This window comes from Microbacterium sp. Soil_N32, assembly GCF_057655505.1.
The window spans coordinates 546,681-560,799 of the sequence record NZ_JBDGME010000019.1 but is presented as its reverse complement, the minus strand read 5'-3'; the positions used below and the strand labels follow the sequence as shown (position 1 = coordinate 560,799).

Sequence of the window (14,119 nt, the reverse complement as noted above, 5' to 3'; positions counted from 1 at the left end):
CCGTCGTCTGCGATGCGTGAGGAGACTATTCGTGCGTTTCGTATGGGCCGTCGTGGCCTTCGTCCTGGCCGCGGTCCTGATCGGAGCGGGCATCGCCCAGCGAACGATCTTCCTGGGCCCGTCGTCCGTCACGGAGCAGGTGCAGATCGAGGAACCCGCTCCCTATGTCATGATCGACGGCGACGTGCTGCGGGCTCACCCCGGTGCGCAGAAGCTGGTGATCGACGGGGACGGCGAGATCTTCGCCGCCTACGGTCGTGCCGCCGACATCGAGGCATGGCTGGGCGGCGCGGAGTACAACCGCGTCGGTGTCGACGACCAGGGCGGCTTCGATGTCGAGCACGTGGCCGCGACCGATGAGGCATCCGGCGATGAGGCGTCCGGCGATGAGGCATCCGCCGAGACCCCGCGCAACCCCGCCGGTTCCGACCTCTGGCTCGAGTCCTTCACCGACGCCGACGAGCTCGAGCTGAAGAACATGCAGCTCCCCGACGGGGTGAGCGTGCTCGTGTCGTACGACGGCCAGAAGGATGCTCCGGACGAGATCGTCGCCTCCTGGCCGATCGACAACTCCACTCCGTGGGCCGGGCCGCTGCTCGTGGCGGGTGGGGCCGCCCTCCTCGCGGGACTCGTGCTCTACGTCCTGGCCATCCGACACCAGCGCCGTGGTCGTGGGCCCCGCCGCAAGGGACCCGGGCCGCTCCCCGTCACGCAGCCGATCGATGTGGCCGCCCTCCCGCCCGCCGAACGAGAGGCCATCGAAGAGTCGTCCTCGATGGGACCGGACGGTGCCCGAGGAGGAGACGGCGACACACCTGCCGACCGTCCGTCCGCCGCCGGCGAGTCCGCGGACTCGCCGGAGCGCCCCGATCAGGAGGGGAAGACCTCGATGCATGCACGTACTCCGCGGCGCCGCCTCCGCTGGCTCGCGATCCCGGCCGTCGGATTGACCGCGGTCCTCGCCACGGGCTGCTCGCCGGAATCCTGGCCGCAGATCGACGATCCCTCGGCGACGCCGTCCCCGACCCCGACGGTCATCGCGCCGGAGAACCAGAAGCCGCCGGCCGTGACCGAGTCGCAGGCCGAGCGCATCCTGGGGGAGGTCTCGAGCACGCTGACCGAGGCGGACACCGCGATGGACCTCGACCTCGCGAAGACGCGCCTCGACGGTCCTGCGCTCGTGGCGCGCACCACCGAGTACGCGCTGCGCACCGCGCTTCCCGACACGCCGGCCCCCGCCGCCATCCCGACCGACGATGTCGAGGTGGTCCTGCCCGAGGCGACCGACCGGTGGCCCCGCACGGCGTTGCTGCTGTCGAAGAGCGCCGACGACGACACGGTACCGCCCGTCATCCTCACGATGACGCAGCAGGACCCGTGGTCGAACTACAAGGTGACGAACATCGCCGACATGTCGGCCGACGCCGTGTTCCCCGACGTCGCGGCGGCCTGGCTCGGGACCGCATTGGTCCCGCAGGACTCGGCGTTCCTGAGTGTCGCTCCGGCAGACCTCGCGGCAGCCTTCTCCGACGTGGTCGACACGGGGGAGCAGAGCGAGTCCTACGGCATGTTCGACGATCTCTCCCGCCGGCTCGCGAGCTCGATCGCGGAGAGCCGTCAGACCGTGGTCCAGACTCTGAGCGACAACGGGGCGGCTGAGACGTCGGAAGTGACATTCGACATGGCGCCGACCGACGATGCGCCCGTCTCGATGACCACTCTCGACAGCGGCGCGATCGTCGCGGTCACGGTGACCGACAGCGAGACCGTCAAGCCCACATCGAGCGACGCGGTCATCCGGTTCGGTGACAACGCCCAGGCGAAGGCGCTGACCGGAGCATCCGAATCCGCGAAGGGCGTGGTCACGACGTATGAATTCCAGCTGTTCTTCGCCGTCCCCGCACAGGGGTCGTCCGAGCAGATCAAGCTCCTGGCATCCCGTCAGGACCTCGTCTCCGTAGAGGTGATCCCGTGACCGAACTCTCTCCCGCCGCCCTGCGGGGCGCTGTCGACCTGTCGAGTCTGCGCAACCGGCCCAACGCATCGGCCGGCTCCGCCCCGACGACCGGGGCGAGCGGCATCGCGGATGTCGTCGTCGACGCGACCGACGAATCGTTCGGGCAGGTTCTCGAAGCGTCGCGGAGCGTTCCGGTCGTCGTCGATCTGTGGGCTGCGTGGAGCGCCCCGAGCACCGAACTGAGCCCCGTCCTCGAGCGCATAGTGCGAGAACTCGGCGGTCGGGTGCTGCTCGCGCGGGTCGACGTCGATGCCAACCCCCAGCTCGTGCAGAGCTTCCGCGCGCAGGCGATCCCGATGGTCGTCGCCGTCATCGCGGGGCAGCCCGTGCCGATGTTCAACGGCCCCGTCCCCGAGGAGCAGATGCGCCAGGTGTTCGCGCAGCTGCTGCAGCTCGCCGCCCAGAACGGCGTGACGGGCACCCTGGATGTCGCACCGGCGTCGGAGAGCGCAGACGAGCCGGCTGAGCCGCCGTTGCCTCCGCTGCACGCCGAGGCCTTCGCCGCGATCGAGGCGGGGGACTACGCGGCCGCTGTCGTGGCCTACGAGAAGGCGTTGGCGGAGAACCCGCGCGATGAGGATGCGCTCGCGGGACTCGGGCAGGTTCGCCTGCTCGACCGCGTGCAGGGACTCGACCTGCAGCAGGCGCGCGCCGCGGCCGCGGCCGCGCCCCTCGACGTGCAGGCGCAGTTCGACGTGGCCGATCTCGACCTCGCGGGCGGACACGTGGACGACGCGTTCGGCCGGCTCCTCGACCTGTTCGCCGCCCTGCCGACGGACTCTCGAGGCCCGGTTCGCGAGCGGCTGGTGGAGCTCTTCGGGCTCATCGGAGCGAGCGACCCCCGCGTGGCGGCCGCGCGCAACAGGCTCACGTCTCTGCTGTTCTGAACGGGGGATGGCCCGGGCTTCCACCCGGGCCATCCTCGTCCCGCCCCTAGCCGTGCGTGACGGTGGGCACGTGCGGATCGGGCTGATGGCGCAGCCACAGCGTCGACAGTGCCGGCAGCGTCATGGTCGCCACTGCCCCGTCGTGCTCGCCCTCGGCGACGACCATCCCGAGGTTGCCCGCCCCTCGGCCTCCGTATGCCGCGGCGTCGGTGTTGAGGATCTCCTCCCACACGCCGTCCGTCGGCAGCGCGAGCCGGTAGCCGGTGCGCTCGACGCCCGAGAAGTTGCTCACCACCACGACGCGTCCGCCGTGCGAGTCTCGCCGCTCGAACGCGATGATCGAGGGGTCCCACGTGGGGGCTCCGAGCCGGTCGAAGGCGGCGCCGTCGTTGTCGCGCTCCCACAGGGGCGCCTGGAACCGGTACGTCGCGTTGAGCGCCCCCACGAACTCCTGCAGCTGCCGGTGCGAGGGCTGGTCGAGCAGCCACCAGTCGAGCTCACGCGCTTCGGACCATTCGCCGAGCTGCCCGAACTCCTGCCCCATGAACAGCAGGTTCTTGCCGGGGTGCCCCCACATGTAGGCGAGGTAGGCGCGCACGTTCGCGAGTTTGTGCCAATGGTCGCCCGGCATCTTGTTCACGAGGCTGCCCTTGCCGTGCACGACCTCGTCGTGGCTGATGGGAAGCAGGTAGTTCTCGCCGAACGCGTAGACGAACGAGAACGTCATCTCGCCCTCGTGGTGCGCGCGGTACATCGGGTCGCGCGCGATGTACTGCAGCGAGTCGTTCATCCAGCCCATGTTCCACTTGAAGCCGAAGCCGAGGCCGGCGTGGTCGGTGGGTGCGGTCACGCCGGGGAAGCTCGTCGACTCCTCGGCGATCATCATGACGCCGGGGTGCAGCCGGTAGGCCGTGGCGTTGACCTCCTGCAGGAACCGGATCGCCTCGAGGTTCTCGCGGCCGCCGTGGATGTTCGGTTCCCACTCGCCGGCGTTGCGGGAGTAGTCGAGGTACAGCATCGACGCGACGGCATCCACGCGCAGACCGTCGACGTGGAACTCCTCGAGCCAGTAGAGCGCGTTCGCGACCAGGAAACCGCGCACCTCGGGCCGGCCATAGTCGAAGATGAGCGTGCCCCAGTCCTGATGCTCGCCGCGGCGCGGGTCCGGGTGCTCGTAGAGCGGCTGACCGTCGAAGCGCGCGAGGGCGAACGCGTCTTTGGGGAAGTGCCCCGGCACCCAGTCCATGATCACGCCGATGCCGGCCTGGTGGAGGCGGTCGATGAGGTACCGCAGGTCGTCGGGGGTGCCGAAGCGGCTGGTCGGCGCGTAGTACCCGCTGATCTGGTAGCCCCAGGAACCGCCGAACGGGTGCTCGGCGAGAGGCATGAACTCGACGTGCGTGAAGCCCGTCTCGGTCACATGCTGGATGAGCGGGTCGGCGAGCTCGCGGTAGCCGAGTCCGCCGCGCCACGAACCGACATGCACCTCGTACACCGAGAGGGGCTGAGCCACGGCGTGCGTCGCGGCACGTCGCGTCATCCACGCGCCGTCCGACCACGTATGCGACGAGGCCGTCACTACGGAAGCGGTGTCCGGCGGGACCTCCGACCAGCCTGCCACCGGGTCCGCCTTCATGATCCACTCGCCCGAGCGGGTGCGGATCTGATACTTGTACCGGGTGCCGACCGTCGCGTCCGGGACGAAGAGCTCCCAGACGCCGCTGCCGCCCATGGAACGCATGGCGTTGCCCTCGCCGCTCCAGCCGTTGTGGTCGCCTACGACGCGCACGGCGGTGGCGTTCGGCGCCCAGACGGCGAACGACACACCGGTGTCGCCGTCGATTTCGCGCGGATGGGCGCCGAGCACCTCCCAGAGACGTTCGTGGCGACCCTCGGCCAGCAGATGCATGTCGAGCTCGCCGAGCGCGGGGGTGTGGCGGTAGGGGTCGCCGGTCACGGTCTCGGGATCGTCGCCGAAGGCCGTGGCGATGCGGTACCGCACCGCCGGTCCGGGGTGCCGCCCCTCCCAGATGCCGTGGGAGACGTGCGAGAGTTCGAGGCGGGAGCCGTCGTCGAACACCGCTGCCACGCGGGCGGCCAGCGGACGACGGACGCGGACGACCGTGTGCGTGCGCCCGCTTGCGTCGGGGGAAGGGTGCGCGCCGAGAACGGCGTGCGGGTCGTGATGGCTGCCGTCGGCGACGGCCTGCCAGTCGGCGGTCACGGGGGAGTCCTCGACGTGGGTCATGCTCGCTTCCTCACCTTCAGGATGTGCACGGGCTCGACGAAGGCGTCGAGGCGTACGTAGTTGTGGTCTGCCCAAGTCCAGACGGCGCCGGTCAGGAGGTCCTCGACCTCGAACTCCTCGCCGAGCGGCACGCCCCACACCGTCGTGTCGAGGTGCACCGTCGTCTCGCGCACGGAGTGCGGATCGACGTTGGCGACGACGATGAGCGTGTCGTCGGCATCCGTGCCGGTGAACGCGGCGTCGAGGTGCTTGCTGTAGACCAGGATCTGATCGTCGTCGCTCCAATGCACCGACAGGTTGCGCAGCTGGCGCAGCGCAGGGTGCTCGCGGCGCAGCGCGTTGAGGTGCCGGATCAGCGGGGCGAGTGACTCACCGCGTTCCTCCGCTCCGTCCCAGTCGCGGAACTTGAACTCGTACTTCTCGTTGTCGATGTTCTCTTCCGAGCCGGGGCGCGCGACGTTCTCGAACAGCTCGTACCCCGCGTAGACACCCCAGAGCGGGGCTGCGGTGGCGGCGATGCAGGCGCGGATGCGGTAGGCGGCGCGCCCGCCGAACTGCAAGTACTCGGTGAGGATGTCGTGCGTGTTCACGAACAGGTTCGGCCGCATGTAGTCGCTCGTCTCGTGCGAGACGGAAGAGAGGAACTCCTCGAGCTCGGCCTTGGTGTTGCGCCAGGTGAAGTAGCTGTAGCTCTGCTGGAATCCGACGGCGGCGAGGGCGCGCATCACGGCGGGACGCGTGAAGGCCTCGGCCAGGAAGATCACGTCGGGGTCGGCGGCGTTCACGGTCGCGATCAGCCACTCCCAGAACTGCAGCGGCTTGGTGTGGGGGTTGTCGACCCGGAAGATCTTCACGCCCTGCGCCACCCAGTGCTGCACCAGACGCAGCATCTCGGCGTAGATGCCGGCGGGGTCGTTGTCGAAGTTCAGCGGGTAGATGTCCTGGTACTTCTTCGGCGGGTTCTCGGCATACGCGATGGAGCCGTCGGGAAGGGTCGTGAACCATTCGGGATGCTCCTGCACCCACGGGTGATCGGGTGAGGCCTGGAGGGCGAGGTCCATCGCGACCTCGAGGCCCTCCTTCTTCGCCGCACGGACGAAGCCGCGGAAGTCCGCCAGCGTCCCCAGGCTCGGGTCGATGGCATCGTGGCCGCCGGCCGCCGATCCGATCGCATAGGGCGAGCCCGGATCGCCGGGCTCGGTGGTCAGCGTGTTGTTGCGGCCCTTGCGGTTCGTCTCGCCGATCGGATGCACCGGGACGATGTAGATCACGTCGAAGCCCATGGCCGCGACGCCCGGCAGGCGCTTCGCCGCCGTGCGGAACGTGCCGCTCTTGACCGAGCCGTCCTTGAGTCGCTTCGCACCCTCGGAACGCGGGAAGAACTCGTACCACGCGGCGGCTCCCGCGGCGGTGCGATCGACCACGAGCCGCTGCTCGGCCGAGACGGAGAGCAGCGATGAGAGAGGACGCTCGGCGAAGATGCGGGCGAGGTCGCGATCGGTTGACAGCGCCGTCGTCACCGCCGCATCTCCCGAGGCGAGCGACTTCGCGTGTGCACGGAGCAGCGTGCGCTGCGCCGCCGGCCGATCCTTCTCCGCGGCGGCGCGGGTGAGCAGCTGCGCACCGGCGGCTGCCATGACCGGCACGTCCACACCCGCAGCGACCTTCACCTCCGCGGCGTGCGCCCAGGTGGCGAAGTCGTCGGCGAAGGCCTCGAACCGGTACGTCCAGGGCCCCTGCGCATCGAGCGCGATCTCGACCGACCAGGTGTCCGTGCCGTCGTTCAGCGATGTGAGACGGTGCAGGCTCTCCTCTCCGCGCGGATCGGTGAGGCGCACGTGCACGCCGATGATGTCGTGACCCTCGCGGAAGGCGACGACGCGGAAGGGGACCACCTCCCCGACGAACGCTTTGGCGGGGAAACCTCCGGGCACCGCAGGGCGGCCGTCGATCAACGGGATGCGCGGGGTGCGCACCCCCTTCTCGACCGTCGGCGCAGGGCCGGGGCGCACGGGGATCCGGGCGGGACTCCGCAGAGTCGGGGGCAGGGTGATTCCAGCAGCGGCAGGCACAACCCGAATGTACCGCTCCGGGTCAGATCCACCGCAGTGGGTGGACAAGAGCGCTCGGGACCGACATCATTCGACCCGGAACAGCCGCATCGATGTTCCGGCGATGGGAAGGATGTCGCCGGGAGCGAAGGTCTCGTGCTCGTCGCTGGGGCGCTCGTCGGCACTCGACCAGAGCGAGACGAACCGCGTCGCGTTCTCGAGGGTCTCCGGGAGACGGATGTCGATCGGCGCCTCCGTCCCGTGCACGACGAGGAGGATGCGGTTGGCGGGTTCGCGATCAGGGGTGGATGCCGCGACGTACTGCAGGGTCCGCTTTCCCGGGTCGATCCACTGCTCGCTCTGGATGGTCTCGCCGTTGTGGTCGTACCAATCCATGACCGAGGCGTTGGGGATGTGCTCGCCCAAGCGCGCATAACGACTCGGGCGGAGAGCCGGGTTCTCGGCGCGCAGGGCGATCAGGCGCGACACGTGGGCCTGGAGGTCCAGTTGCCAGGGCTCGTAGTCCCAGGCGAGCCAGGTGAGAGGGGAGTCCTGCGCATACGCGTTGTTGTTCCCGCGCTGAGAGCGCCCGACCTCGTCCCCGGCTGTCAGCATCGGGATGCCGGCCGAGAGCAGGAGCGTCCCGAGGAGATTGCGCATCGCCTTCCGGCGGGCGGCGAGGATCGAGACGTCGTCGGTCGGTCCCTCCACACCGTGATTGAACGCGCGGTTGGTGTCCGCGCCGTCCCGGTTGTTCTCGCCGTTGGCCTCGTTGTGCTTGACGTCGTAGGAGACGAGGTCGTGGAGCGTGAAACCGTCGTGTGCCGTGACGAAGTTCACGCTCGCCAGGGGGCCGCGCTCCTCGGTGAACGTGTTCGACGAGCCCGCGAGCCGCGTGGCGAAACCGCCGATCCCGACGGGAGCGGATGCGCGTCGCGCGTAGTCGATGTCGCTCAGCCAGAAGTTGCGGACCCGGTCGCGATAGCGATCGTTCCACTCGTGCCACCCGGACGGGAAGTTGCCGGTCTGCCAGCCGCCCAGGCCGACGTCCCACGGTTCCGCGATGAGTTTGGATTCGCTGAGCACCGGGTCGGCCGCGATCGCGGCGAGGAGGGGATGGTCGGGCGTGTAGGTGTGCGAGGCGTCGCGGGCGAGCGCCGTCGCGAGATCGAAGCGGAACCCGTCGATCTGCATCTCCTCGGCCCAGTACCGCAGCGAGTCCAGGACGAGTCTCGCGCCGGCATCCGTCGAGGTGTCGAGCGTGTTCCCGCAGCCGGTGGTGTCGATGTATGCGCCGGACGGCTGCTGGCGGTAGTAACTCGCGTTGTCGATGCCCCGCAGGCTCGATCGCGGTCCGCCGAGTCCCTCCTCGGAGGTGTGGTTGTAGACCACGTCGAGGATGACCTCCAGGCCGGCCTCGTGCAGCAGGCGGACCATGCCCTTGAACTCGGCGAGCACCGCCTCGGGGCCGCCGCGGCGCGCCGATTCGGTCGCATAGGCGGTGTGCGGCGTGAAGAAGTTCAGGGTGTTGTAGCCCCAGTAGTTCGTGAGTCCCCGCTCGAGCAGACGGGGTTCCGGCACGAAGGCGTGCACCGGCAGCAGCTCGACCGACGTGACGCCGAGAGAGTGCAGGTGTGCGATCATCGCGGGGTGCGCGAGCCCGGCGTACGTGCCGTGCAGCGCCGGCGGAACGTCGGGATGCCGCTTCGTGAGGCCTTTGAGATGCCCCTCGTAGATCACCGTGCGATCGAGCGGTACCCGCGGCTTGCGCGAGTCCCCCCAGTCGAAGCCGTCGACGACGACGACCGAGCGCCACTCCTCGTAGCCCCCGCCCTGCGCGAGTCCGCGAGCGTAGGGGTCGAGCAGCAGCGTCTCGGGATTGAAGGTGTTGCCGGGGCCGTGCGGACCGCCGACCCGGATGGCATAGCGGACGCCGGGTTGCAGCAATGGCGTGGTCACCTGCCACACCCCGCCCGGGAGGCGCTCCAACGACGCCTGGTCGATCACCCAGTCCAGGTCGGTGGAGTCGAAGACGACGAGCTCGACAGACGAGGCGTTCTTCGACCACACCCGGAGGGTGCCGACTCCGTCGTGCAGGCGGACGCCGAGATCGTCGAGGATCGAGCCACCGGGAATGGCGGTATCACGGGACACGGGCATGACTACACCCTAGAGCGCTGAGCATGAGTTCCCGCTCGGAGCGGACCGGGTCTCACGACCCGATCGGGCCCGCGATGCGTCAGAGTGGAGGGATGCACTATCTCGACCATGCCGCCACCACCCCGCTGCGTGCGGAGGCCAGGGAGGCGTGGCTCGCGGCAGCCGAGGTCGTGGGGAACGCGTCGTCGACGCATGGCGCCGGACAGGATGCCCGCCGCTCGCTCGAGGAGTCGCGCGAGCGGATCGCTGCAGTGCTGCAGGCCGATCCCATCGAGGTCGTCCTCACCTCGGGAGGCACCGAGGCCATCAACCTGGCTCTGCAGGGCCTGTGGCGTCGGCGAGCGGAGGGCACGCGCGCGATCGTGCTCCCGGACGCGGAGCATCACGCGACGATGGACACCGCGCAGGCGCTCGTCGACGACGGCGCGGAACTGCGCGAGGTCGGCGTGGATGCACATGCGCGGATTCTCGTTCGTGAATTCGCGGAGGCGCTGCCGGGCGCGGCTCTCGCGACCGCGTTGGTCGCGAACAACGAGGTCGGCACGCTCAACGACACCTCCGGTCTGACGCGTTCCGCCGCCGAGGCGGGGGTTCCTCTCCACCTCGACGCCGTTGCGGCGCTGGGGCACGTCCCGATGTCGTTCCGGGGGTGGCGGGGAGACGCTCCCGACGGCACGGGGCTGGTGGCACTGAGCGTGGCGGGGCACAAGATCGGCGCTCCCGTCGGCGTGGGTGCCCTGATCGTCGCGCGTTCGGCGCGGATGTCCGGCCTTCTGCGCGGTGGAGCGCAGCAACGAGGACTGCGTGCGGGCACACAGGATGTTCCGGGCGCGGCGGCCTTCGCCCGCGCCCTCGAACTCGCCGAAACGGAGCGGGAGTCGGAGCACCGACGTCTGCGCTCGCTCCGCGATCGTCTGGTCGATGGCATCCGTACCCGCGTTCCGCAGGCCGAACTGCTCGGCGATCCCGAAGATCGCCTGCCGGGCAATGCGCATTTCCTGTTCCCGGGCGCGGTGGGTGAGAGCCTGCTCTTCCTGCTCGACGTCGCGGGCATCGCATCGTCGACGGGGTCGGCATGTCAGGCCGGGGTGGCCGAACCCTCTCACGTCGTGCGCGCGATGGGGCGCAGCGAGGCAGACGCCCGCAGCGTGCTGCGCTTCAGCCTGGGGCGCACGTCGACGCAGGGCGACGTCGATGCCGTGATCGAGGTCATCGCCGACGTGTACGCGCGCGCATCGGGCGCCCGTACAGCCCCGCGCTCGTAGACTGGATCCATGCGCATCCTGGCAGCCATGAGCGGTGGAGTCGACTCCGCGGTGGCAGCCGCGCGCGCGGTGGATGCCGGGCACGATGTGGTCGGCGTCCACCTCGCCCTGTCACGGGCCGGAGGCACGCTGCGCACCGGGAGCCGCGGCTGCTGCACCATCGAGGACGCGATGGACGCCCGACGCGCGGCCGACCGGCTCGGTATCCCGTTCTACGTGTGGGACTTCTCGGAGCGGTTCCGCGACGATGTGATCGACGACTTCATCTCCGAGTACCGCGCGGGTCGCACCCCGAACCCGTGCATGCGCTGCAACGAGAAGATCAAGTTCGCGGCGCTGCTCGAGCGTGCCGTCGAGCTCGGTTTCGACGCCGTGTGCACCGGCCACTACGCGACGTTGATCGACGGCCCCGGTGGGCTCGAACTGCACCGCGCGTCGGACAACGCGAAGGATCAGTCGTACGTGCTCGGGGTGCTCACGGCCGAGCAGCTCGCCCACACGTACTTCCCGCTCGGGTCGACGCCGTCGAAGGCGCTGGTGCGGGCCGAGGCGGAGGAACGCGGTCTGAGCGTGGCGCAGAAGCCCGACAGCCACGATATCTGCTTCATCCCCGACGGCGACACGCGGGGCTGGCTCGCCGAGAAGGTCGGCAGCGAGACGGGCGAGATCGTCGACCGCACCGGCACCGTCGTCGGCTCCCACGAGGGCGCTCACGCCTACACCGTGGGCCAGCGTCGCGGACTCAAGCTGGGCGTCCCCGCCGCCGACGGAAAGCCCCGCTTCGTGCTGGAGGTGCGTCCGGTCACGAACACGGTCGTCGTGGGGCCCAAGGAGGCTCTGGCGACGCGCGAGATCTCGGGGGAGCGCTTCAGCTGGGCGGGGGCCGCCCCGACCGAGTCGACCTTCGACTGCGACGTGCAGATCCGCGCGCACGCGAAACCGGTGCAGGCGGAGGCGTTCGTCGACGACTCCGGCGTGCGCGTGGTGCCCTCGGTGGCGCTCGATGGCGTCGCGCCGGGGCAGACGGCGGTGCTGTACGTCGGAACGCGCGTACTGGGCCAGTTCACGATCGACCGCACGGTTTCTGCCGTTCCCGTCGACGCCTGACCCGTCGCCATCCCGATGTCGGTGGGCGCTCGTAGACTGACGGAGTGCCCGACATCATCTCGCTGGACGACGCCCGCCACGAGGCGCAGGAGCTGACCTCCCGCATCCTCGAGGCGAAAGATGCCTACTACGGCCGAGACACCTCGCTGGTCGACGACGCCACCTACGACGGGTGGATGCACCGACTCGAGGAGCTCGAGCGGCTGCATCCCGAGCTGCAGGGTCAGGATTCTCCGACGCAGATGGTGGGAGCTGCCGAGGCCACGGGGCTCGCGACCATCGAGCACGCCGAGCGGATGCTCAGTCTCGACAACGTGTTCTCGCTCGACGAGCTGCGCGAGTGGGCGGCCAAGACGCGCGCCTCCGCCGGGCGTGATGTGGCGTGGCTCACCGAGCTCAAGATCGACGGCTTGGCGATCAATCTGCGCTACGAGAACGGCGTGCTCACCTCGGCGGCGACCCGCGGCGACGGCCGGGTCGGTGAGATCGTGACCGAGAACGCTCTGCGCCTGGCCGACATCCCGGCGCGGCTGGTGGGCGAGGGGCATCCGCCGATCGTCGAGGTGCGCGGCGAGGTCTTCATCCCCGTCGCCGCTTTCGAGCGCCTCAACGCTGCGCAGGCGGAATTCCGCGAGCGCACCTTCGATGAGGCGCGGGCGCGCTGGGAGGCGCGCACCGGCGCCAAACGTCCCTTCGACGAGGAGAAGGCGCGCACGGCCGCGGCGCGGCGGTTCCCTGCGTTCGCGAACCCGCGCAACGCGGCGAGCGGGGGCCTGCGCCAGCAGATCGACAAGAAGAACGGGCTGGAGCTCGAGGCCGGTCTGCTGCGCATCGAGTCGCTCTCGCTCTACGTGCACGGCATCGGCGCCTGGCAGGACCCGCCCGTGCAGGCGCAGAGCGAGGTGTACGAACTGCTCGCCGCCTGGGGGCTGCCGACCAGCCCCCACACCCGCGTGTGCCGCGGGATCGACGAGGTCACCGCCTTCGTCGAGCACTACGGTGCACATCGTCACGATGTCGAGCACGAGCTCGACGGCATCGTTGTGAAGGTCGACGAACTCGCTCTGCACGACGAGCTCGGTGCGACCAGCCGCGCGCCGCGCTGGGCCATCGCTTACAAGTACCCTCCCGAGGAGGTGCAGACGAAGCTCCTCGACATCGTCGTCTCGGTGGGCCGCACCGGTCGCGCCACCCCGTTCGCCGTGATGGCCCCCGCTCAGGTGGCGGGTTCGGTGGTGCGTCAGGCGACGCTCCACAACAAGGACGTCGTGAAGGCGAAGGGCGTGCTGATCGGCGACACGGTCGTGCTCCGCAAGGCGGGAGACGTGATCCCCGAGGTGCTGGGACCGGTCGTCGAACGTCGTGACGGGACGGAGCAGGAGTTCGTGATGCCGGCGGACTGCCCCGAGTGCGGCACGCCGCTCCGGCCTATGAAAGAGGGGGACATCGACCTGCGTTGCCCGAACGCGCGCTCCTGTCCCGCGCAGGTGCGCGGCCGTGTCGAGCACATCGGCTCCCGCGGAGCGCTCGACGTCGAGGCGCTGGGAGAGGTCACGGCGGCTGCGTTGACGCAGCCGACCAGCCCGGCCGAGCCTCCGTTGATCACAGAAGCGGGTCTGTTCGATCTAACGGTCGAACAGATCGTCCCGATCGAGGTCGTCGTTCGAGACGCCGAGACCGGCCTCCCCAAACAGGACGACGACGGCCTGGTGAAGATGCGCGCGCCGTTCCGGCGCAACCCCACGGCCGCCGAGCGCAAGGCGGGCGCCGAGGGTGCACAGCCGTCGTCGCAGGCCGTCACCCTCCTGGCCGAGCTCGAGAAGGCGAAGACCAAGGATCTCTGGCGTCTGCTCGTCGCCCTGAACATCCGGCACGTGGGGCCCGTCGCAGCGCGAGCGCTCGCGCAGTGGTTCGGCTCTCTGGATGCGATCCGCGAAGCGTCGCGCGACGAGCTCGCGTCCGTCGAAGGCGTGGGCGGCATCATCGCCGATTCGCTCCTCGACTGGTTCGGCGTCGACTGGCACGTCGAGATCGTCGACCGGTGGGCGGCCGCGGGCGTGCAATGGTCGATCCCCGGCCACCCGGGCCCGGGAGCGGCTGCAGCGGCCGGAGGCGTGCTCGACGGCCTGACGGTCGTCGCGACGGGTTCGCTCGAGGGCTACACGCGCGAGGGTGCGCAGGAGGCGATCATCCGTGCCGGCGGCAAGGCCGCATCGAGCGTGTCGAAGAAGACCGACTTCGTCGCCGCCGGCCCGGGAGCCGGGTCGAAGCTCGCGAAGGCCGAAGATCTCGGCATCCGAATTCTCGATGCCGCGCAGTTCCATATCCTCGTCACGGAGGGGCCTTCGGCCCTCGACTCGACCGAGGAGTGAAAGAAAGGGCCT

General features: G+C 69.7%; 8 protein-coding genes. 5 read left to right on the top strand and 3 right to left on the bottom strand.

The features are described 5' to 3' along the window. Positions 1–31: 31 nt before the first annotated feature. Positions 32–1,975, top strand: coding sequence for a DUF8094 domain-containing protein (locus AC3A3J_RS10825; protein WP_487672275.1), 1,944 nt, complete (start codon positions 32–34; stop codon positions 1,973–1,975). Further along, positions 1,972–2,904 (top strand): co-chaperone YbbN, encoded by a 933-nt coding sequence (locus AC3A3J_RS10820; protein WP_487672274.1) that lies wholly within the window; start codon positions 1,972–1,974, stop codon positions 2,902–2,904. Before AC3A3J_RS10825 ends, AC3A3J_RS10820 begins: the two co-directional genes overlap by 4 nt. Positions 2,905–2,950: 46 nt before the next feature. Here AC3A3J_RS10820 and glgB read toward each other — a convergent pair whose 3' ends face one another. The 3 genes from glgB to glgX form a co-directional block, all read right to left on the bottom strand. Beyond that, the gene (gene glgB / locus AC3A3J_RS10815) at positions 2,951–5,152 is read right to left on the bottom strand and encodes a 1,4-alpha-glucan branching protein GlgB (protein WP_487672273.1); all 2,202 of its coding nucleotides are present in this window, start codon (positions 5,150–5,152) and stop codon (positions 2,951–2,953) included. Continuing rightward, positions 5,149–7,224 carry an alpha-1,4-glucan--maltose-1-phosphate maltosyltransferase gene (locus AC3A3J_RS10810; protein WP_487672272.1) on the bottom strand — a complete coding sequence of 692 codons (2,076 nt, stop codon included), beginning with the start codon at positions 7,222–7,224 and terminating at the stop codon, positions 5,149–5,151. The genes glgB and AC3A3J_RS10810 overlap by 4 nt, the downstream gene beginning before the upstream one ends. Before the next feature lie 66 nt (positions 7,225–7,290). Beyond that, entirely contained in the window at positions 7,291–9,363 is a 2,073-nt protein-coding gene (glgX, locus tag AC3A3J_RS10805; RefSeq protein WP_487672271.1) for a glycogen debranching protein GlgX, read from the bottom strand. 92 nt (positions 9,364–9,455) lie between these two features. Here glgX and AC3A3J_RS10800 point away from each other — a divergent pair, with 92 nt between their 5' ends. The 3 genes from AC3A3J_RS10800 to ligA are packed head-to-tail and all read left to right on the top strand — an operon-like array spanning position 9,456 to position 14,107. Beyond that, positions 9,456–10,628 carry a cysteine desulfurase family protein gene (locus tag AC3A3J_RS10800; protein WP_487672270.1) on the top strand — a complete coding sequence of 391 codons (1,173 nt, stop codon included), beginning with the start codon at positions 9,456–9,458 and terminating at the stop codon, positions 10,626–10,628. A 9-nt stretch (positions 10,629–10,637) separates the two neighbouring features. Then, positions 10,638–11,735, top strand: a complete 1,098-nt coding sequence (gene mnmA / locus AC3A3J_RS10795; RefSeq protein WP_487672269.1) for a tRNA 2-thiouridine(34) synthase MnmA — start codon at positions 10,638–10,640, stop codon at positions 11,733–11,735. 44 nt (positions 11,736–11,779) lie between these two features. Beyond that, the gene (gene ligA, locus AC3A3J_RS10790; RefSeq protein WP_487672268.1) at positions 11,780–14,107 is read left to right on the top strand and encodes an NAD-dependent DNA ligase LigA; all 2,328 of its coding nucleotides are present in this window, start codon (positions 11,780–11,782) and stop codon (positions 14,105–14,107) included. The last annotated feature ends 12 nt before the right edge of the window (positions 14,108–14,119 follow it).

Bases quoted from the DNA above. Each gene is read 5' to 3' on its own strand.
- glgX (WP_487672271.1), bottom strand. From the start codon at position 9,363: ATGCCCGTGTCCCGTGATACCGCCATTCCCGGTGGCTCGATCCTCGAC.
- mnmA (WP_487672269.1), top strand. From the start codon at position 10,638: ATGCGCATCCTGGCAGCCATGAGCGGTGGAGTCGACTCCGCGGTGGCA.
- AC3A3J_RS10800 (WP_487672270.1), top strand. From the start codon at position 9,456: ATGCACTATCTCGACCATGCCGCCACCACCCCGCTGCGTGCGGAGGCC.
- glgB (WP_487672273.1), bottom strand. From the start codon at position 5,152: ATGACCCACGTCGAGGACTCCCCCGTGACCGCCGACTGGCAGGCCGTC.